The organism is Afipia sp. P52-10 (genome assembly GCF_000516555.1).
GTDB lineage: Bacteria > Pseudomonadota > Alphaproteobacteria > Rhizobiales > Xanthobacteraceae > P52-10.
In genome coordinates this window covers 2,665,926-2,686,649 of the sequence record NZ_AZSJ01000003.1, presented here as the reverse complement: position 1 = coordinate 2,686,649, position 20,724 = coordinate 2,665,926, and the positions used below count along the sequence as shown (strand labels likewise).

The window sequence follows — 20,724 nt, the reverse complement described above, 5'->3', positions numbered from 1 at the left end:
TCAAACCCTTCCGGAAAAGACCAGGATCGCTCAATCCACTTTGATGTTTCCCTTGCGGACGATATCGCCCCATATCTGAAAATCGCTCTTGATAGTCGCATCGAACTCTTCCGGCGTCTTCACCGGCAGTTTCGAAAACCCCAGATTGGTCAGCTTCTCGGCCGTGTCAGGCGCCGACAGAACCTCGTTAATTGCCTTATTCAGCCGATCGATGATGCTCTTCGGCGTACCTGTCGGCGCGACGAATGCATAGTAGGCAGCCACATCAAAATTGACGCCCTGCTCGGACATGGTCTTGACGTCGGGCAGTTGCGGCACGCGATAAGGACCGCTCACTGCGATCGCCTTGAGCTTTCCCGCCTGGACCAGAGGTAGGCTGATCGCGACTGGCGCAAAGGCCGAGTCGAGAACGCCCCCCATCAGATCGGTCAGCGACGCCGGCGACGATTTGTACGGGATATGCTTGATCTGAAGTCCGGTCTGCTGCTTGAGCGCTTCCATGCTCAGGTGTCCACCGGAGCCCGAGCCCCACGAACCATAGGACAATTCATCGGCAGGCTTCGATTTCACATAAGCGATGAACTCACTGAGATTGTTCGCCGGCAGCGTCGGAGCAACAACGAGAAGATTACCGCCGGAGCCGACTTGCGCGATCGGAGTAAAATCCTTCAGCGGATCGTAAGTCAGCTTGGGGTAAAGCGCCGGATTGACCACATGCGCGGCGGTGTACGTGTACAATAGCGTGTAGCCGTCGTTCGGCGACTTGGCTGCGGCCTCTGTTCCGACGATCCCGTTCGCTCCCGGTTTGAAATCGAGAATGAACGGTTGTCCGAAGGCCTTCGTCAATCGCTCCGAGAATATCCGGCCGGAGGCATCGCTTCCGCTACCGGCAGCCGCATTGACGATGATCCGTACCGGCTTGTTCGGCCAGTTGTCCTGTGCCTGCACTTCGGCGAACGGCACAACCAGCGTCAGCAGACTCGCAACCACAGCAAATCGCTTAATCACAACTCTCTCCCACTCGTCACAATCAGATCAACTTGTTCGTGCGCACGTTACAAACGAACTTCAACAGACCTACGCTGCGATCTCGCGTGAAGCGGGTTCGACATTCGCATCACACCTCGCCGCGGTCAAAAATGCGAATGTCAAATCCAAGCGCTCCACTAAGCCACTATGTTTGCCGGCGGTTCTTCGATTCCAACATTTGCAAGCGCCGCTATCGCAATGGGATGCACATGTTGGATCGAACCACTCGATATCTAGATGTATCGTGTCAGGTGATATTCAGAGTCGCCCAACATGGCATCCAGCGAGATCAGAAATTTTGCGTAGTGGCTGATGGGCGTCTCATCCTGGAAACCAATAGCACCATGGAGCTGCAGCACATCATGTCCGATCTGGCGTGCAGCCTTGCCCGCCATCCATTTGGCCGCCGAAACAGCTTTCCGGATAGCGACGCCGTCGCCGTCCTGATCAACGGCGGTGACTGCAAGTCGAACAAGCGATCGAACGTTATACAGCGCAAGTGAATGCTCAACGAGACGGTGACGCAGTGCCTGGAATTCGGAGATCGAGCGCCCAAACTGCTGTCGGGCTTTCATGTAATCGATGGTGATCTTCAACGCCCGCTCCATCGCGCCGACGCCTTCGGCGCACAAGGCCAGCGTCACGAGGTCGACGACCTCGTGCAAGACAGCGGATGCAACATCGCCTCCTGCGACGAGCGCGTCGTCCGCAAGCAGCAGGCCATCGAAGGCAATGTCGGATGTCGAGCGGTCATTGTAAGCACGACCCGGCCGGATCGGCGGCAGTCTCGTCGTATCGACACAAAACAACGCAAGCTCGCCTTGCGACGTCTCAAGACGTGCGCTGACGATCATCACCGAGGAACTACTTGCTCCCCAGACCAGCTGCTTCTGTCCGGTCAGGACCCAGCCCGCGCCCGATCGCCTGGCGACAGTCCTGCAATAGGCAGGATCGAAGCGCGCTCCGCGCTCGAGGTAAGCCAATGCGACACGCTGCTCGCCTGCGATCATCTTCGACAGCGACAGACCCGCTGCTGCGGCGGCCTCTGGAAATGCACCCGCAATCTTAACGCCGGCAACCGCTGTCCAAACGTAAGGTTCGACAGGTATCCCTTCACCCAGACTCTCGGCGACGATGGCGAGATCGCGAATTCGACCGCCATATCCGCCAATCTCGGCGGGTGCGATCAGGCCAACCATGCCAAGATCGGCAAGCCCCTTCCAGGCATCAGCGTCGAACGGTACCGGTTGCGCGACAATGGCGCGACGTCGCGCAAACGGGTAATCGCGCTCAATGAAGCGGCTGACCGTCTCGCGCAGCATCTGCTCATCTTCGGTTTCGGCGACCGGCTGGTCGACTGTATCGCCACGCTCGAAAATCTCGCGTGCCACCAGATCGCGCTGGACCTCGGCCGAACCCGTTCCGAGCGTAATGCCTCGATAACGGAAATGGTGGATATGGATGTTCTCGGCGTAACCGGGCCCCAACGGCTCCGCTGCGGCGGCTCCATCCTCCTCCAGCGATGCAGGATCGACTCGCAAGCCATCGGCGCCAACCACCTCCAGCTGCAAGCCGAACAGCTCCTGCAGCAACGCGCCGCCAATCAGACGCAGCTTCATCACTTCGGCGCCGAGATCGTCACCATGCTGGGCACGCTCTACGGCGCGCCACCAGGCTGCCTCGAAGGCCTGCAGCCGAATCTCAAGCTCGGCAATCCGTCGCCCGAACCACGGCTGCTCCTGCAAGTCGCATCCGCCAGGGCCTGCATGGACCGTCAGCGCCTTTAAGTGGGCGAGCTGCGCCTTGCACTCCGGAACGCGGCCGGTGAAAAGCCGTTCGGTGACGAGCAGGCTCTTGGCAATCGACCAACCTGCCCCTTCTTCGCCGACCCGGTTCGCAGCCGGAACGCGCACGTCGTCGAAGAACAGCTCCGAGTGGAACAGGGTGCCGTTGATGAACTTGATCGGGCGAACGGTGACGCCCGGGGACGTCAAGTCTACGAGCAGAACTGTAATGCCTTCCTGCTTGCGCCCCGTCGTCGCGGTTCGCACCAGAACAAGAGCCCAATTGGCCCAATGCGCATGGCTCTGCCAGATTTTGGTCCCGTTGACGATGTAGTCGTCGTCGCCATCGCGACGAGCAGCACATTTCAACGAGGCCAGATCAGACCCGGCGCCTGGCTCGGAATAGGCCTGAGCCCAATAGTCGTCGAAATTGACAATTCGAGAGAGAAACCGTTCTTGTTGCTCCCTCGTGCCGTGCCGGATGATCGTCGGACCAATCGTGCCAAGCCCGAGACTTTCGATCGCCGGAGCGCCAGACAGAAGGAGCTCTTCCTGCAAGATCGCCTGCTTGACGAGCGGCCACCCGGTTCCGCCAAAACGCTTCGGCCAACTCGGCGCACCCCACCCTTTAGCGCTCAGCGTCCGCTGCCATCGCTGAGCCTGCTCTCGTGAGATCAGTCGCCGCGATCTGACCGTGTCGCGGATATCCGCAGGCAATTGACTTTCGACGAACTCACGAACTTCCGCGCGAAAGCCGCCGAGCCCTTCGCTGGTTTCAACTCTTTGCACTGTCCCGCTTCCTGTTGATGGCTTCCAGTGCGCAAATCGCACTCGGAGAAACTGGTGCATCGAAGATCCCGACCATCATGTCGATGACGTTCGCGATGCGGAGCTCACTGTCGAGCGTCGCCGCGCTGCGCTCTCGTTGGGTCTGCATGATCTCTTCAAGAATCGCCAGCATGCGATTCATCACGAACGACGCGGCGACGAACCGCTGGCGCACGACTGGAATCGGATAGTAAGGCTTGCTCCGCGCCAACTCCTTTACGCACTGAACAACCGCGGTGTCGTGCGGCCCGTCGGAGACGCGCTGGCGCATCGCGCGATCGAGCGAAAGCTGGGTCAAGAACCGAATATAGTAATTGGCTTGAGCGCCGACAGAGATCGACTGAGCAAGCGGCATGACCATGACTTCCGCAAGCGCGGCAGAACTCAGCGGAGCATCTCCTGCCTTGGTTCGCGCCTCGGAGAGCATTTGCAACCGAACCTCGTTAATCGGTCGGGTTCTAAGTTCCAGGATCGCCAGGATCACCGCCTCGCGCGAACCGAAATGATAATGAATGGCAGATTCGTTGCGTTGACCTGCCTCGATATTGATCTGCCGCAGCGACGTCCTTTGCAGACCCTGTTCAGCGAACAGACGCTCGGCCGCGTAAATCAACGCCAGTCGCGTTTGCGACGCCTCAGCGCTGCTCGCTTTCTCCGCGCGTCCTGCACGTCCCATCAGCGGCCTCCGTATCGAATGCCGCGCATATAACTCATATGAGTTAAATAATGCAAGCACCAATTTGAGGGCTAGGTCGAGCACCTTCTAAATAGGCGCAGAATGTAGGATTCTGTGAACGAAGAAGAACGATACCACCCCGCCTTGCGCCCGCTTCGCGCAAGTTCTAATGGATATGAATTAGATACCACTCGTGCGTAAAGCAACGATCCTCCCACTCGAGTGAGGCGTTGAGCGAGAGAACTGCCAATTTTTGCGAGGAGACTTTCTTGAGAGATGAGGTCGGCAAGAAACTCTCACCCCCGGGCTTCGGCGATTCACACCGCTTAGACTCGCGTTGTCGCAAGCGCCTTAAGCCTCTCTGCATAATCCGCCGATTGCGGCAACCGCCGCCGCCAGTTTGGATGGCTATCGACAGTTCCGGGAACGTTGATTTGATCAACCACACCGAGCAGATCGTCCAACGATACCGACAGAATACGGCAAGGTGTCGTGCTCAGGAATTTGACGACACCCATAAAATCCTGTCGGCCGATTGAACTCTCTATCAACCGCTGCTCCAAAGCAGCCACTGCTTGATACCGCTGCTCCTCTGTTTCGCCAGGATCCTGGCCCAGCGCCAGCTTCACCCGCAAGTCATGAAACGAGCGCCAACCCGCGAATGAGGGCAGATCGTGGGTATTGAACGTCACCACTGCGTTCGGCGTATAGGAGCTCGCTTGCTTGAAGCGCCCATCGTGCTCCCGCTCGAACAACATCACCTGATATGACCATATCCCCCATTCCCGCAGGTGTTCGCGGAAGCCGTCGGGGACTGTCCCGAGATCCTCGCCAACGACGATACATCGCGCGATCTGGCTCTCTTGCGCGATCACCGCCAGCGAAGCATCCAGCGGCATCGAAAGATATGCACCCTCTACCGGCGAGAGCCCTGCCGGGATGACGTACAATCTCTGGAGGCCCATGACATGATCCAACCGGATTGCGCCTGCGTACCTCATCGACGACCGGACCATCGCTCGCAACGGCTCGAGACGCCGTTTCAGGAGGCCGGTCGGATTGAACCCAACCACGCCCCAATCCTGCCCCATGGTGTTGAGCAGATCTGGCGGCGCACCGACCGATATTTGCCGCGCGAAGACATGCCGCTCCGACCATGCGTCAAAACCGTCGGCTCGCACCCCGACGGCGATGTCGAGATACAAACCGACTTTCAGACCGAGCTGCTTTGCGAGCGTTGAGCATTCCTGCAATTGGATATGAGCGTTCCACTGCACATACTCAATGAATTCCATCTGCTGCCCGGCGAGTCCGGCTCGCTGAGCGTCGATATCCTGCTCAGACGGATTACGCACCCGCTCCGGCCACTCCCACCATGGCATGCGGAACTGCTTGCGCATAACCTCAAAATAGGCGAAGCGGCGCAGCAACTCGCCGCGATCGCGTCGGAAATCCTCAAACGCCTGCCGCCGGACCGAGGAGCCGTCATTCTGAAAATTGCGGAACGCCCGCCAGAGCGAGGCAAGTTTCCAGCGCGCAACATTCCAGTAATCGATGAGATCCTTAGACTTTTCTTCGGCGATCTCCCGCCGCAAGTCCTCGATCCAATCATGGTCGAACTCAGGGACAGCCAGCACATCGATGTAGAGCGGGTTGAGAAACAAACGGCTATTCGGTGCATAGGGGCTGCAGTCGTTTGGATGCTCCTCGAACAGCACATGCAACGGATTGAGACCGACGCCCGCGCAGCCGATCGAGGCACACAGCTGAAGCAAGTCCTTTAGATCGGAAAAGTCGCCGATGCCCCAGTTGCGGTCGGAGACGAGGCTATAGAGCTGGATGGACAGCACCCAAACGCGGTCGAAATCCCCCGAATAGGCTTCGGCGGGCGCTGCCAGCAACAGCCGCGATGAGACCTGATCATCCCCACCGATCACGTCAAGGTCATAGAGTCCAACCGGCATATCCTCCGGCAAAACAACCCGCTCGTTCTCGACCGTTCCCGTTTCAACAACTCCATTCTGGTTACGAAGTTGCCAGCGTGCTCCCCTGATGCTGGGCAACGGCAATGGCCGGTTGTCGTGGCTACGCCGCACATAGGGGGCGGATGTATGCTCCGCCTGCGGCAACGCCTCCAGTACGCGTCGCAGCGTATCGTCCGAGACGATATGACGCCGTCCATGGACGTCGTGATAGTCGGACTGAATGCCGGCTTTGCTTGCTTCTGATCGAATATCCACCGGCTATCCTGATCACGATCCTCAGAGAAACGCTCATCGACGACTTGGGTTCAATGCGTCGCCCCGACGCCAAGTTCCGCAGGAACTTCTGCTTGATGAGGCGCATTAGTGATGGCAACCAACGAAGCTAGGCCGTCTCGAATGTCTGTCTCTGCACAGAAGAATCTTCCATTGCGTCCAGGCGAGCACGGCGCCACCGCTGGAGCGTTTCATATCGAAGACGTCTATCCCAGCATCGAGGGAGGACGTTATCCGATCAAACGTCCGGCCGGCGAGATGATCGATGTCTGGGCAGACATTTTTCGCAGCGGGCACGATATCCTTGCGGCCGACCTGATTTGGCGGCGGGAGGGTGACGCGCAGTGGCAACGAACACGGATGCAACTGCATGATAATGACCGCTGGGTTGGAAGCTTCACGCCGGCCGAGCCGGGACTCTACGTGTATGCGATCGAGGCTTGGACCGACACGTTCGCAACTTGGAAGCACGGCTTCGAGCTCAAGCTAGAAGCCGGTCAGGACGTGGCAATCGATGGTCTGGAAGGTGCCGCACTGCTGGCGCTTCCACTGAACGCAACGGCGGAGGCCAGCGATCTCATTCGGAGCAAGCTCGATCTCTATCTTCGCACCGGAGCGAGCGACGTTCTGCTTGATGAGGCGCTCAGTGCCGCAATGACAGCGAGCCAGGATCGCAGCGATCTCACCCGCTCTCGTCTCTACCCTCTGACCATTGACCGTCCCCGCGCCGTTGCAGGTGCCTGGTACGAAATGGTGCCGCGCAGCCAGAGCGCCGTCCCTGGACAGCATGGCACGTTTCGCGATTGCATCGCGCGCCTGCCCGATATCGCCGCGATGGGTTTCGACGTGCTCTACTTCACACCGATTCACCCGATCGGAACCACAAATCGGAAAGGCCGCAACAATTCGCTGACGGCTGAACCTGGCGATCCAGGCAGCCCCTACGCGATCGGTTCGGCTGAAGGCGGACATACAGCCGTCCATCCGGAGCTCGGAACGCTCGATGATTTTCACGCGCTGATCCGCGCCTGCGAGCAGCATGGCCTCGAAGTTGCGCTCGACATCGCCATTCAATGCTCCCCTGACCACCCCTGGCTGCGTCAGCATCCTGAGTGGTTCAAGCGCCGGCCCGATGGCTCGATCCGCTACGCCGAGAACCCGCCCAAGAAGTACGAAGACATCGTCAATCCGGATTTCAGTTCGGAAGACGCCGGCTCGCTTTGGAATGCGCTGCGCGATGTATTCCTGTTCTGGGTCGATCAGGGCGTCCGCATCTTTCGGGTCGACAATCCGCATACCAAGCCGCTCAATTTCTGGGAATGGCTGATCCACGAGGTGCAATCGCGGCATCCTGGCGTGATCTTCCTATCGGAAGCCTTCACCCGCCCAAAGCTCATGAAGGGACTCGCAAAGCTCGGCTTTACTCAATCCTACACCTACTTCACCTGGCGTACGCAGAAGTGGGAGATCGAAGCCTATCTAAACGAACTCACCGGCTATCCGGAGCGCGACTATTATCGCCCGAATTTCTTCGTCAATACGCCGGACATTCTGCCATTTCATTTGCAGGGCGGCGACCCCTGGATGTTCAAGTCACGCGTCGCACTCGCTGCAACGTTGTCGGGAAATTACGGCATCTATAACGGTTTCGAACTCCTTGAGCATGAACCTGTCCCCGGCAAGGAGGAGTATCTCAATTCAGAGAAGTATGAGATCCGGACACGCGACTGGAACAAACCCGGCAACATCAAGCCTTATATCACCGCGCTCAATGCGGCACGGCGCGCAAATCCCGCGTTTCTGCAAACTCGCAACCTGCGCTTCCTGCCGGTCGATAATGACAGCACCATTGCCTTCACCAAACAGGATACCGCCGCGACCAATACGGTCGTCATCGCGATCGCTCTGACCCGCGATTATCGGGAGTTCTGGCTGCCACTCGATGGCATCATGATCGGCCCACCCGATCAGCGGCAGCCGCCAATCGCACTCGAAAACCTTTTCACCCGAGAACGGCATGCCGTCGAGTGGGGTGGCGTCCGACTGCGCCTCGACCCGACCCAAGATCCGGCGCTGCTGTTTCGTTGCATCGCATGAGCGCACATCATGAACAAGCTGGCTCCGATTGCCACCGCTCAATACACCGCTGCCGATGCACTCTGGTATAAGGATGCCATCGTCTACCAGCTCCATGTGAAAGCTTTTGCCGATAGCAACAACGACGGCGTTGGCGATTTTCCCGGGCTGACCAGCAAGCTGGACTACCTGCAGGATCTCGGCGTCACCACGATCTGGTTGTTACCGTTCTATCCCTCGCCGGGGCGCGACGACGGTTACGACATCGCCGACTATGGCGCGATCAATCCCGAGTTCGGCACGATGAAGGACTTCCGCCGCTTCATCGCCGAGGCGAAGCGGCGCGGCCTGCGCGTCATCACCGAGCTCGTCATCAACCACACCTCGGACCAGCACCCCTGGTTCCGGCGCGCCCGGCGCAGCCCACCGGGTTCAAGCGCTCGCAACTGGTATGTCTGGAGCGACACCGATCAGCGTTATCTGCAGACGCGGATTATCTTTACCGACACCGAAAAGTCGAACTGGACCTGGGACGCGGAAGCCAAAGCCTATTACTGGCATCGCTTCTTCTCCCACCAACCGGACCTCAATTTCGACAATCCGCGCGTCGTCAGCGCCGTCGCGCAGGTGATGAAGCGCTGGCTCGACGCCGGCGTAGATGGCTTCCGGCTCGATGCGATCCCTTATCTTTGCGAACGCGAGGGAACATCCAACGAAAACCTTCCGGAAACGCACGCAATCATCAAGCAACTGCGCAGTCAGCTCGACGCTTACGCGAGCGGCAAGGTCTTGCTCGCCGAAGCCAATCAATGGCCCGAGGACGTGCAGCAGTATTTCGGCGACGGGGACGAATGCCACATGGCCTATCACTTCCCGCTGATGCCGCGCATCTACATGGCGATCGCCCAGGAAGATCGTTTTCCGATCGTCGATATCCTGCGTCAGACACCCGATATTCCCACAAGCTGTCAGTGGGCAATGTTCCTGCGCAACCACGATGAGCTGACCTTGGAAATGGTCACCGATATCGAGCGTGACTACCTCTGGTCCACCTATGCTGCCGATCCGCGCGCCCGCATCAATCTCGGCATCCGTCGCCGCCTCGCACCGCTGATGGACAACGATCGCCGCAAGATCGAGCTGATGAACTCGCTGTTGATGTCGTTTCCGGGCACACCGATCGTCTACTACGGCGACGAGATCGGCATGGGCGACAACATCTATCTCGGCGACCGCAACGGCGTGCGCACCCCGATGCAATGGTCGCCCGATCGTAACGGCGGCTTCTCCCGTTGTGATCCGGCGCGCCTCTATGCACCGCCCGTCATGGACGCGGTCTATGGCTACGAGACCGTCAACGTCGAGGCCCAATCACGAAGCCTGTCGTCGCTTCTGAACTGGATGAAGAAGCTGATCGCAGTTCGAAAATCCAGCCCCGCTTTCGGTCGCGGCGGCATGACGTTCGTGCGGTCTTCCAACAATGCCGTGCTGGCTTACCTTCGCACCTACAAAGACGAGGCCATCCTGTGCGTCGCCAACCTGTCGCGCTCGGCCCAGGCATCCGAACTCGATCTGTCGCCGTGGAAGGGCCGTTCACCCGTTGAAATGCTCGGACGTACGACATTTCCCGATATCGGCGAGCTGCCTTATCTGATCACGCTCAGCCCTTACGGCTTTTATTGGTTTCAGCTGACGGAGAAACCTGTTTCGCCAAACTTGCCCCCGGTGATCACGCCGGATTTCCAGACGCTGGTTGTTCCCGCCGGTGCGACCTGGGAAACATTGAGCCGCACCCGCACGGTCTTCGAGCGCGACGTCCTGCCGCCCTTCCTCGCCCGCTCGCGCTGGTTCCCCGAGCGATCGGCACGCGCCATCACAACCGCCGTGACCGCGACGATCCCGCTTTCTTCGGCAGAACACGGACGCCCCTGGCTGGTTCTCTTCGAAGCCACCACACATGGCGGCACCGGCCGTTATGCGCTACCGGTGCAGATCGTCTGGGACCGACTGGACCGTCGCAACTTCGACCCGAAGGCTTTGGCCGCGGTCCGACAAGGCGCGCGCGAAGGCACGCTCCTGGACATTGCGAGCAACTCGATGTTCATCTCAGGCCTGCTCGATGACCTGCGGCGTCAAGCCCGTCTTCGGGAAGGCGACCACGGAATGATCTTCGTCCCGACCGAGCGCCTCCTGAGTGCGCCGGTCGAACCAGTCGAGATCGTGCGCGCGGTCGAAACCGAACAAACCAATACGACAGCACTGGTCGACGATCGATATGTCATCAAGTTCTATCGCAAGATCGAACACGGCTTGAATCCGGAAATCGAGGTTGGCCGCTTTCTCACCGACGTTGCCGGCTTTGCGAATACGCCTGCGCTGCTTGGCCACCTCGAAGTCGAAGGACCTGGCCTGCAAAGCGCCGTCGCTATTGTTCATGCCTTCGTCGAGAACCAAGGCGATGCCTGGACCTTGACCAGCACTGCACTCGATCGCTTCATTGAAGAAGAGAAGCTGGTCGGTGCCACTGACGTAACGCCCGCGAACGACGAGAAATCGGCCTATCAACTTTACATGATGCAGATCGGAAAACGCGTCGCAGAGATGCATTTGGCGCTGGCCAGTCGCGACGAGATCGAAGACTTCCGGCCACAGCATACAAGCCAAGCTGACGTCGATCGCTGGATCGACGGCATTCTCTCTCGGGCAGAACACGTTTACGCTCGGCTGGAAGCTGCTCCGTTGAACAGCCGCGATGTGCCCCTCGTGCAAGCGCTGGTCGGTGTGCGCGCCGGCTTGCGGGATCGACTTGTTGCGATGAGCTCCGATCTCACAGCGATCCACTCGATCCGTCATCATGGCGATTTTCACCTGGGCCAGATTCTGATCGTCAAAGACGACGTCTATATCATCGACTTCGAAGGCGAACCGCGTCGGACGCTCGCTGAGCGGCGCACAAAAGCTCCGGCAGCACGCGACGTAGCAGGCTTGATCCGCTCGATCGATTATTCGGTCAATGCGGCCTTGGAGCGCGCACTCAAAATGTCACCGGCGGAGGACACTCGCCTGCGTCAATGCCTGGCAGACTGGCGCGATCTCTCCACAAAGACATTCCAGCAGGCATACCGCGCGACGATGACCGACACGCGGCTCTGGCCAACGGATTCTGCCGGTGCCGACAACGTGCTGCAATTCTTCCTGCTCGAGAAGGCATTCTATGAGATCGAGTATGAGCTCGCGCATCGGCCGGACTGGTTGGGTATGGCTTTAAGCGGTGCGCTCCGCATCCTTGGCGAGGAGCCCCGCCTATGAGCAATCTTCCCGCCGAAGCGCATGCCATTCTCCGCGGTCATCACTCGGACCCGTTCAGCTATCTGGGTCGGCACGAGGAGAACGGTCATAGTATCGTCCGGGCCTACCTGCCAGATGCGTCTCATGTCGAGGTCATCAGCGCGTCGGGCGCGACGTGTCCGATGACGCGCATTCATAACGGTGGTCTGTTTGCAGGTGAGCTCCCGGACGGCGCCGATCGCTACCGCCTACGGGCCCGTTTCGGCAACGAGACCGTCGAGATCGAAGACCCTTACCGCTTCCCGCCCATCCTATCCGATTTTGACCTGTACTTGCTGGGCGAGGGCACACATCAGCGTCTCTATGACAAGCTCGGCGCTCATCCGCTCACACGTGACGACGTGAATGGCATCGGATTCGTCGTGTTTGCCCCGAACGCACGCAGTGTCTCGGTGGTCGGCGATTTCAACCTTTGGAATTCTCACCAGCATCCGATGCGGGTGCGCGGCAAGGGTTATTGGGAGCTGTTCGTACCGGGAGCAAAGGCGGGTGATCGCTACAAGTTCGCGATCCGCAGCCGGGCCGGCAAACACCTCCCTCAGAAGGCTGACCCCCTCGCCTTCGCTGCCGAGGTGCGCCCGAAGACCGCATCGATCGTCTTTGATGTGGAGGCCCTGCCGCAACCCGCTCCAGTACAGGCCGACATCAACGCGCTGAGCTCTCCGGTCTCGATCTATGAAGTTCACCTCGGTTCGTGGCAACGCAAGACCGACAACAGCTGGTTGACCTACCGCGAACTCGCCGAAACGCTGCCAGCCTATGCCAGCGATCTCGGCTTCACGCATGTCGAGCTGATGCCGATCAGTGAACATCCGTTCGATGGATCATGGGGCTATCAACCCACCGGTCTGTTCGCCCCCACCAGCCGGTTCGGATCGCCCGACGACTTTGCTCACCTGATCGACGCCTGCCATCGCGCAGGCCTTGGCGTCCTGGTCGACTGGGTACCCGGCCATTTCCCCGACGATCCGCACGGCCTCGGCCAATTCGACGGCACCGCGCTTTATGAGCACGCCAATCCGATGCAAGGGCGCCACCTGGACTGGGGCACCCTGATCTACAACTACGGACGAACCGAGGTGGTCAATCTCCTGGTCGCCAACGCCCTGTTCTGGCTTGACCGCTATGGCATCGACGGACTGCGCGTCGATGCCGTCGCCTCGATGCTCTATCTCGACTACAGCCGTCCGGCCGGAGGCTGGATCCCCAACAAGTACGGCGGCCGCGAAAACCTGGAGGCGATCGAATTCCTACGCCGCTTCAACCGCGAGGTCTTCGCCCGCTTTCCGCACGCAACCACCATCGCCGAAGAGTCGACCGCCTGGCCGAACGTCTCTCGCCCGATTGAATACGGCGGCCTGGGCTTCGGTTACAAATGGAATATGGGATGGATGCACGACACGCTGAATTACATCAGCAAGGATCCTGTTCATCGCAAGCATCATCATGATCAGATCCTATTCGGCTTACACTATGCCTTCTCGGAAAACTTCATCCTACCGCTGTCGCACGACGAAGTCGTACACGGCAAGCGCTCCATCCTCGGCCGCATGCCGGGCGATGCGTGGCAGCGGTTCGCCAACCTGCGCGCGTACTACGGCTTCATGTACGGCCATCCCGGCAAAAAGCTCCTGTTCATGGGCGCGGAGTTCGGTCAGGAGCGAGAATGGAATCATGATCACTCGTTGGATTGGCACCTGCTTGAGAACGAACGGCATCGTGGCGTGCAGAGTCTGATCCGCGACTTGAACCGGCTCTATCGCAGCACACCCGCGTTGCATGATCTCGATTGCCACCCGACCGGATTCGAATGGCTGATCACATCCGACGTCAACCGCAGCGTCTTCGCATGGATGCGCAAGAGCCGCAACGGTCATGATCAATGTCTGGTGGTTGCGAACTTCACGCCCAATGTCTACCACGACTACAAGATCCGTGTGCCGTTTGCCGGGCAATGGCGCGAGTTGCTGAATACCGATTCCCGGTACTACGGAGGCAGCGACGTCGGCAATCGAGGGAGCCTGCAGACATCTGCCGGCGCGCTCCCTCACCTGCAATTGACGATCCCGCCGTTGGCCGTGATCTTTCTCACACCGGACTCTCGATGATGCGGATTTCAGAAGGCTCACCCGTCCGTCTTGGTGCCACTTGGGACGGTCGAGGCACAAACTTCGCGCTCTTCTCCGCTCATGCCGAGAGGGTCGAGTTGTGCCTGTTCGACGGTCAGGGCCGCCGCGAGATCGAACGGATTGCTCTGCCAGAGCGGACCGAAGACGTCTGGCACGGCTACTTCAGCGAGGTGTCACCTGGCCAGCTCTATGGCTATCGCGTTTATGGCCCGTACGATCCGGAACGTGGGCATCGGTTCAACGCCAATAAGCTGCTGCTCGACCCTTATGCGAAACGTTTGGCGGGACGCCTGGTCTGGAGCGACGCCCATTTCGGCTATCGGACGGGGAGTCCTCGGCTCGATCTTTCTTTTGACCGGCGTGACAACGCCCGCGGCGTGCCGAAGGCCGTCGTCGTCGACGAGACCTTCAACTGGGGCCGTCGCGAGCTGCGCCCCAATATTGCCTGGGAAGACACCATCATCTACGAGGCGCACGTCAAAGGCCTCACGCAACTGCACAAAGATGTTCCACCGGCGATGCGCGGTACGTATCGCGCGCTGGGATCGACAGCATTGATCGATCATCTCAAACGGCTCGGCGTAACGACGATCGAGCTGCTTCCGATTCACGCCTTCATCGACGATCGTCCGCTCGTGGAGCGCAAGCTCGTCAACTATTGGGGCTATAACACCATCGCATTCTTCGCACCGGAGCTGCGCTATGCCCAGAACGGTGCGCTTGATGAATTCCGCACCGCTGTCGCCCGCCTGCATGATGCCGGTTTCGAGGTTCTCCTCGATGTCGTTTACAATCACACCGCGGAAGGCAATCATCTCGGACCGACGTTGTCGTTCCGCGGCATCGACAATGCGTCTTACTATTGGCTGTCGCCGCAGAGCGGCCGCTACTACGACGACTTTACCGGGACCGGCAATTCACTGAACCTCACAAACACGCGGGTCCTGCAGATGGTCATGGATTCGCTGCGCTACTGGATCGAGGTCTGTCACATTGATGGCTTTCGGTTTGATCTCGCCAGCACTCTTGCGCGAGGACCGAACGGCTTCGACCAGCACAGCACGTTCCTGACGGCCGTGCGTCAGGATCCGGTGCTCGCGGCTGCCAAACTGATTGCCGAGCCCTGGGACATCGGGCTCGGCGGCTATCAAGTCGGTCAGTTTCCATCACAATGGTCGGAATGGAACGACCGCTATCGCGGCGCGCTGCGGCGCTACTGGGCCGGCGAAGGCAGCTTGATCGGCGAAGTCAGCAGTCGGATGACCGGCTCATCCGACCTGTTCAATCACGATGGCCGCTCGCCACGCGCGAGCATCAACCACATCACCGTCCACGATGGCTTTACACTGGCCGATCTCTACGCCTACGACACCAAGCACAATGAAGCCAATGGCGAGGACAACCGCGACGGCTCCGATCATAACCACAGCATCAACTGTGGACACGAGGGGCCGACAGACGATCCAGACATCAACGCCTTGCGACGACAATTGCGGAAGAACCAGCTCGCCTGCCTGATGCTGGCCCAGGGGGTGCCGCTGCTGCTTGCTGGCGACGAGGTCGGTAACAGCCAAGGCGGCAACAACAACGTCTACTGTCAGGACAACGAGACCGGATGGGTCGACTGGACCCAACTCGGCACGCCGGACGACATGACCCCGTTCGTAGCGACATTGACGGCATTACGCAGGGAATTCCCCCAGTTAAGGGCCCGCCATTGGGTCACCGGCAAACGGCCGGATGGCAGCTTCGGCGCGCTGTGGCTCACGCCGCAAGCGACGGAAATGACCGAAGCCGACTGGAATTTTCCCGAGGGCCGGTTTCTGTCTTATGCCCTGGGGCCGCTCGATCCGGTCGGTGCCACGCTATTCATCGTACTCAACGCAGCGCCGGAGCCGATTGATTTCACATTACCGAAATTCGACAACTGTCCCACATGGACGCTCCGGCTCGACACCACGTCCGGTAAGTCGGGCGCCGTGTCTCTGAAGGCAGGCACGGTGACGACCGCTGCGCCGCGCAGCGTCATCGTATACGAGAGCAGGCCATGACCCCCGCATTGCATGGCCCGCAACTGACCAAGACCGGCGTCTCGCTACGGCTGTGGGCTCCTGCTGCGCGCAAGATCGAAGCGATCGTGCAAGGCCACGCCCATGTGATGACACGCACGGCCGACCGCCCGGGCTGGTTCATCGTCGATCTCCCCGGCGCAAGCGCGGGCCTGACCTACCGCTTCAGAGTAGATGACGGCAATGACGTGCCGGATCCTGCCTCCGCATTTCAGCCCGAGGATATATCCGGACCGAGCGAGGTCATTGATCACGCAGCATTTCGCTGGCAAGCCAAGAATTGGCGCGGCCGCCCCTGGCACGAGGCCGTTTTTCTGGAATGTCATGTCGGGGCCTTCACGCCCGAAGGAACGTATCGCGCCATGATCGAGCGGCTCGATGATCTGGTCGGGACCGGCATTACCGCCATTGAGCTGATGCCGCTCGCCGATTTTCCGGGCGCGCGCAACTGGGGATACGACGGCGTGCTGTGGTACGCCCCCGATCACACCTACGGCACCCCGGATGATCTGCGCACCTTGGTTGATCAGGCTCACCTGCGGGGCCTGATGGTGTTCCTGGATGTGGTTTACAATCACTTCGGCCCGGAAGGGAATTATCTTGCGCGCTACGCGCCGTCATTCTTCAACGACGCGGAAACACCCTGGGGGCGCGCGATCGACTACACAGTTTCGGAGGTCCGCGCCTTCGCAATCGATAACGCACTGCATTGGCTGCAGAACTATCGCTTCGACGGATTGCGCCTCGATGCGGTGCATGCGCTGCACGAGCCTGGTGGACTTGCCATGCTGGGCGAGCTTAGCCAAGCCGTAGCCAGGCTCGCAGCTGAAACCCGCCGCCACATTCATCTCGTTCTTGAGAATGACGACAACCGTGCATCGCTCATCAGGCCAGCCGAGCCTGCGTCAGCGGCACCATTCAGCGCCCAATGGAACGACGACTATCACCACGCCTGGCATGTTTTGCTGACAGGCGAAACGCACGGCTACTATATCGATTATGCGCGCAGTCCGGAGAGGCTGATCGCCCGCATGCTCAAGAGCGGCTTCGCCTATCAGGGCGAGGCATCGGCCCATCGAGGCGGGCAGTCACGGGGCGAACCAACGAAGGGAGTGCCGCCTGCAGCGTTCGTGACTTTCCTGCAGAATCACGACCAAGTCGGCAATCGCGCCCTGGGCGACCGACTGGAATGGTCGGCGGACCCGAAAGCGATTGAAGCTGCACTCGCGATCACGCTGCTGTCGCCCATGCCGCCACTGCTCTTCATGGGTGAGGAGTTTGGCGCACGTACGCCGTTCCCGTTCTTCTGCGACTTCCACGGCGAGCTGGCAGACGCCATCCGCCGCGGACGGCGCATCGAATTCGCGGAAGCCTATGATGCGTATGGCAACGAGGTACCCGATCCCTTGGCTGACTCCACGTTCCAGTCCGCAAAACTGCATTGGCACCAGCGCGACGCAACGCAGCGGGAGCGGCATGCTTTGGTGACGGCGCTTCTTGCGGTACGCCGCACTGAGATCATACCGCGCGTGAAGGAGGCTAGCTTCGGCGAAGGCGATATCCAACCCGATCGCACGCTGCATGCGGAGTGGCGGCTGGCCAAGGGGGAAGCGCTGACCCTGCTTGCGAATATCTCGCCGAGACTTGCAACACGGATCCATCTGCCCATACGCGGCCGACCGATTTGGGGCGGCCATCCGCCTGAACGGCTGCCGCCGTGGTCTGCGTTCTGGGTGATCGGAGGACAGTGATGCCTCCTGCTGTGCCTATCGCCACATATCGTCTGCAACTCAACGCTGCCTTTCGTTTCGAGGATGCGGCTGCGGTCGTTCCCTATCTGAAGTCGCTCGGCATCAGCCATGTCTACGTCTCGCCATTCATGAAAGCGCGCCAGGGAAGCAGCCATGGCTACGACGTGGTCGATCACACGACGTTCAATCCGGAGCTCGGCGGCGACATCGGATTCGAACGATTCAGTGCGGCGCTGAAGGCCAACGATCTCGGCCTGATCCTCGACTTCGTCCCAAACCATATGGGCGTGCATGGTGCCGATAACGCGTGGTGGCTGGATGTCCTCGAGTGGGGACCGAAGTCGCCTTTCGCCAGTTCATTCGACATCGACTGGGATATGCTGCCGCATCGCACGAAACCGAGGCTGCTGCTGCCGATCCTCGGAGCGTCCTACGGCGAGGCGCTCAACCGCGGGGAAATCGAACTCTGTTTCGACCCCCAGGCCGGGTCCTTCTACGCCCGCTATTATGAAAACCGGCTGCCAATCGCCCCCGAGCGATACGGCGATCTCTTACGCATGATAGTCGCTCACGCGGAAGAGAACACGAGTGATACAGGCCGAGGGTTGCTTTCGCTCGCCGCAGCGTTCGGCGGAAAGAAGCATCCAGAGCGTCGGCAAGTGCAGCTTTTGAAGCAACAGCTTGCCGAGATTCCAGGCGCGGCCAAACTCATCGCCCGCGGCTTGGAAGCCTTTCGCGCGACCGCCGGCATGCCGCAAGTGCTCGCTCTTCATCATGTGCTGGAGCGGCAGCACTATCGCCTGTCCCACTGGCGTCTTGCCAGCAGCGAAATCAACTTCCGGCGCTTCTTCGACATCAATGGCTTGGCGGGATTGCGGGTCGAGGATCGTCCTACCTTCAACCGCGTCCATACACTGGTCCGCAGGCTGATTGCCGAAGATAAGATCCAAGGGCTGAGGATCGATCACATCGATGGTCTGCTCGACCCGACGCAGTATCTTCAACGCATTCGCCGGCTGATTGCGGACGCCCAGGCGCCGAGACCGCGCCCCTTCTATCTCGTGGTCGAGAAGATCGTCGGTCATCACGAAACGCTACAGCCGTTCGCCGCTGCCGACGGGACCACGGGATACGAATGGCTGAACACGATCACGCAGACCCTGGTGGAACCGCACGGGCTCAAGGCGCTGGACGACATCTGGCGGCAAGCCAGCAACTCGGCCCCTGCCTTTGCGCCCGTGCTGGCAGCCGCAAAACGACGCGTGCTCGAAACGATGCTCGCAAGCGAGTTTACCGTTCTCACCCGCCTGCTCGCACGGATCGCCGCGGGCCATTACACCACCCGCGACTACTCTGAAGATAGTTTGCGGCAGGCGCTGACCCTCTACGTCATCCATTTTCCCGTGTACCGTACCTACATCACAGCCAAAGGCCCGTCCGCCGCCGACCGCGCATTGATCCGTGCGACGATCCGCAAGGCACAGGCCGACTGGTTCAACGCCGATGCGGGCGTCTTCGATTTCCTGCATGACGCGTTGACACTTGATCTTCTGCAGCCCGGACGCGCACCCCATAGCCGGTCGCGTGTTCGTCGTTTTGCTTTTAAGATGCAGCAGTTCACGCCACCTTTGATCGCCAAGGCGCTGGAAGACACCGCATTCTACCGTTATCCACGGCTGCTCGCGCTGAACGAAGTCGGTGGCGATCCCGCAGCGTCCTCGCTGCCGATCCTCGATTTCCATCATCGGCTGATCGCGCGAAGCCAACAGTGGCCGCACGGCATGACGGCTACGGCAACGCATGATACCAAGCGCGGCGAAGATGCCCGCATGCGCATCATTGCACTGGCCGAACTCTCCGGCGAATGGACTGCAGCGGTCGGACGATGGAAGTTGTTCAACGCACGCTTCGTGACGGATGTGGGCCCGCATCGCAGCCCATCGATTGTCGACGAGTATATGCTGTATCAAGCCCTCGTTGGCGCGATGCCGTTGGAAGGCCCGGATCAGGATTTCGTTGCACGTTTCCAGGCGTACGCCCAGAAGGCGGTCCGTGAGGCCAAACTGCAGACGAGCTGGCTCAATCCCAACGCAGACTACGAACGGGGCCTCAAGACTTTCATCGACAACATTCTCGATCCGAGGCGCGCCGCCGAGTACTTGGATTCGTTCATGGCATTCCTCAAGCGGGTCGCACTGATCGGCGCGCTGAACAGCCTTAGCCAGCTCACCTTGAAAGCGACGCTGCCCGGCGTTCCTGACTTCTACCAGGGGGCCGAGTTCTGGGATTTGTCGCTGGTCGACCCTGACAACCGGCGACCCGTCGACTTTGGATCGCGGCGGGCGGCCTTCGCCGCTCCGCCAGCCGACCTCGCGGCTGCGACGCGGAACTGGAGCAGCGGCCAGATCAAACTCCTGTGGACACGGCATCTGCTGACTCTGCGGCAGCAGTATCCCGACCTCTTTGCGAGGGGCGAGTACATTCCTCACTCTGTGGACGGCCCTGGCGCCGAGCATGTCGTTGCTTTTACGCGCCGTTTCCGGAAGCAGGCACTGACGATTATGGCGCTGCGTTTTTTCTCGCCGTTGACCCAAGGTGGGACACGTTGGCTGGAACCGGGAACCCTGAACGCGACCGTCACAATTGACCCAATCGGGCGAGTCGGCGTTAGTCAGTTGATCCGCCATGTACCGGCAACAATCATGACGTCGGAAGCACTTCGACAGATTGTCCGGCCCGGCCGCATGGCTTCGCTCATTTGAGCGGCCTGCCTGCG

At 59.9% G+C, this 20,724-nt stretch carries 10 protein-coding genes; 6 read left to right on the top strand and 4 right to left on the bottom strand.

What is annotated here, in order from left to right:
• Nucleotides 1–30 precede the first annotated feature (30 nt).
• The 4 genes from X566_RS13910 to malQ all read right to left on the bottom strand — a co-directional run bounded on the left by X566_RS13910 (nt 31) and on the right by malQ (nt 6,446).
• The gene (locus tag X566_RS13910) at nt 31–1,008 is read right to left on the bottom strand and encodes a tripartite tricarboxylate transporter substrate binding protein (protein ID WP_081740182.1); all 978 of its coding nucleotides are present in this window, start codon (nt 1,006–1,008) and stop codon (nt 31–33) included.
• A 254-nt stretch (nt 1,009–1,262) separates the two neighbouring features.
• Nucleotides 1,263–3,662 carry an acyl-CoA dehydrogenase family protein gene (locus X566_RS13905; RefSeq protein ID WP_081740181.1) on the bottom strand — a complete coding sequence of 800 codons (2,400 nt, stop codon included), beginning with the start codon at nt 3,660–3,662 and terminating at the stop codon, nt 1,263–1,265.
• On the bottom strand, nt 3,589–4,317 hold the full coding sequence (locus X566_RS23970; RefSeq protein ID WP_051444090.1) for a helix-turn-helix domain-containing protein: 729 nt from the start codon (nt 4,315–4,317) through the stop codon (nt 3,589–3,591). The genes X566_RS13905 and X566_RS23970 overlap by 74 nt, the downstream gene beginning before the upstream one ends.
• A gap of 326 nt (nt 4,318–4,643) precedes the next feature.
• Nucleotides 4,644–6,446 carry a 4-alpha-glucanotransferase gene (malQ, locus tag X566_RS13895; RefSeq protein ID WP_244434749.1) on the bottom strand — a complete coding sequence of 601 codons (1,803 nt, stop codon included), beginning with the start codon at nt 6,444–6,446 and terminating at the stop codon, nt 4,644–4,646.
• Nucleotides 6,447–6,698: 252 nt separating this feature from the next.
• Between malQ and X566_RS13890 the strand changes: the two genes are divergently transcribed.
• Genes X566_RS13890 through treY form a run of 6 tightly spaced genes read left to right on the top strand, consistent with a single transcriptional unit; the run spans nt 6,699 to nt 20,710 of the window.
• Nucleotides 6,699–8,672 carry an alpha-1,4-glucan--maltose-1-phosphate maltosyltransferase gene (locus X566_RS13890; RefSeq protein ID WP_034467170.1) on the top strand — a complete coding sequence of 658 codons (1,974 nt, stop codon included), beginning with the start codon at nt 6,699–6,701 and terminating at the stop codon, nt 8,670–8,672.
• A 9-nt stretch (nt 8,673–8,681) separates the two neighbouring features.
• Nucleotides 8,682–11,960: a maltose alpha-D-glucosyltransferase gene (gene treS / locus X566_RS13885; RefSeq protein ID WP_034467168.1), complete on the top strand. Its 3,279-nt coding sequence runs from the start codon at nt 8,682–8,684 to the stop codon at nt 11,958–11,960.
• Nucleotides 11,957–14,107, top strand: coding sequence for a 1,4-alpha-glucan branching protein GlgB (gene glgB, locus X566_RS13880; protein WP_034467165.1), 2,151 nt, complete (start codon nt 11,957–11,959; stop codon nt 14,105–14,107). The genes treS and glgB overlap by 4 nt, the downstream gene beginning before the upstream one ends.
• Nucleotides 14,107–16,179 (top strand): glycogen debranching protein GlgX, encoded by a 2,073-nt coding sequence (gene glgX, locus X566_RS13875; RefSeq protein WP_034468681.1) that lies wholly within the window; start codon nt 14,107–14,109, stop codon nt 16,177–16,179. Before glgB ends, glgX begins: the two co-directional genes overlap by 1 nt.
• Nucleotides 16,176–17,948: a malto-oligosyltrehalose trehalohydrolase gene (gene treZ, locus X566_RS13870; protein WP_034467161.1), complete on the top strand. Its 1,773-nt coding sequence runs from the start codon at nt 16,176–16,178 to the stop codon at nt 17,946–17,948. Before glgX ends, treZ begins: the two co-directional genes overlap by 4 nt.
• A complete protein-coding gene (gene treY, locus X566_RS13865; RefSeq protein ID WP_034467159.1) occupies nt 17,948–20,710 on the top strand; it encodes a malto-oligosyltrehalose synthase in 2,763 nt (920 codons plus the stop codon). The genes treZ and treY overlap by 1 nt, the downstream gene beginning before the upstream one ends.
• The last annotated feature ends 14 nt before the right edge of the window (nt 20,711–20,724 follow it).

Excerpts from the sequence above, each read along its gene's own strand:
- X566_RS13890 (WP_034467170.1), top strand. The coding sequence starts at position 6,699 with ATGTCTGTCTCTGCACAGAAGAATCTTCCATTGCGTCCAGGCGAGCAC.
- glgX (WP_034468681.1), top strand. The coding sequence starts at position 14,107 with ATGCGGATTTCAGAAGGCTCACCCGTCCGTCTTGGTGCCACTTGGGAC.
- treS (WP_034467168.1), top strand. The coding sequence starts at position 8,682 with ATGAACAAGCTGGCTCCGATTGCCACCGCTCAATACACCGCTGCCGAT.
- X566_RS13905 (WP_081740181.1), bottom strand. The coding sequence starts at position 3,662 with ATGCACCAGTTTCTCCGAGTGCGATTTGCGCACTGGAAGCCATCAACA.
- X566_RS23970 (WP_051444090.1), bottom strand. The coding sequence starts at position 4,317 with ATGGGACGTGCAGGACGCGCGGAGAAAGCGAGCAGCGCTGAGGCGTCG.
- treZ (WP_034467161.1), top strand. The coding sequence starts at position 16,176 with ATGACCCCCGCATTGCATGGCCCGCAACTGACCAAGACCGGCGTCTCG.
- glgB (WP_034467165.1), top strand. The coding sequence starts at position 11,957 with ATGAGCAATCTTCCCGCCGAAGCGCATGCCATTCTCCGCGGTCATCAC.
- treY (WP_034467159.1), top strand. The coding sequence starts at position 17,948 with ATGCCTCCTGCTGTGCCTATCGCCACATATCGTCTGCAACTCAACGCT.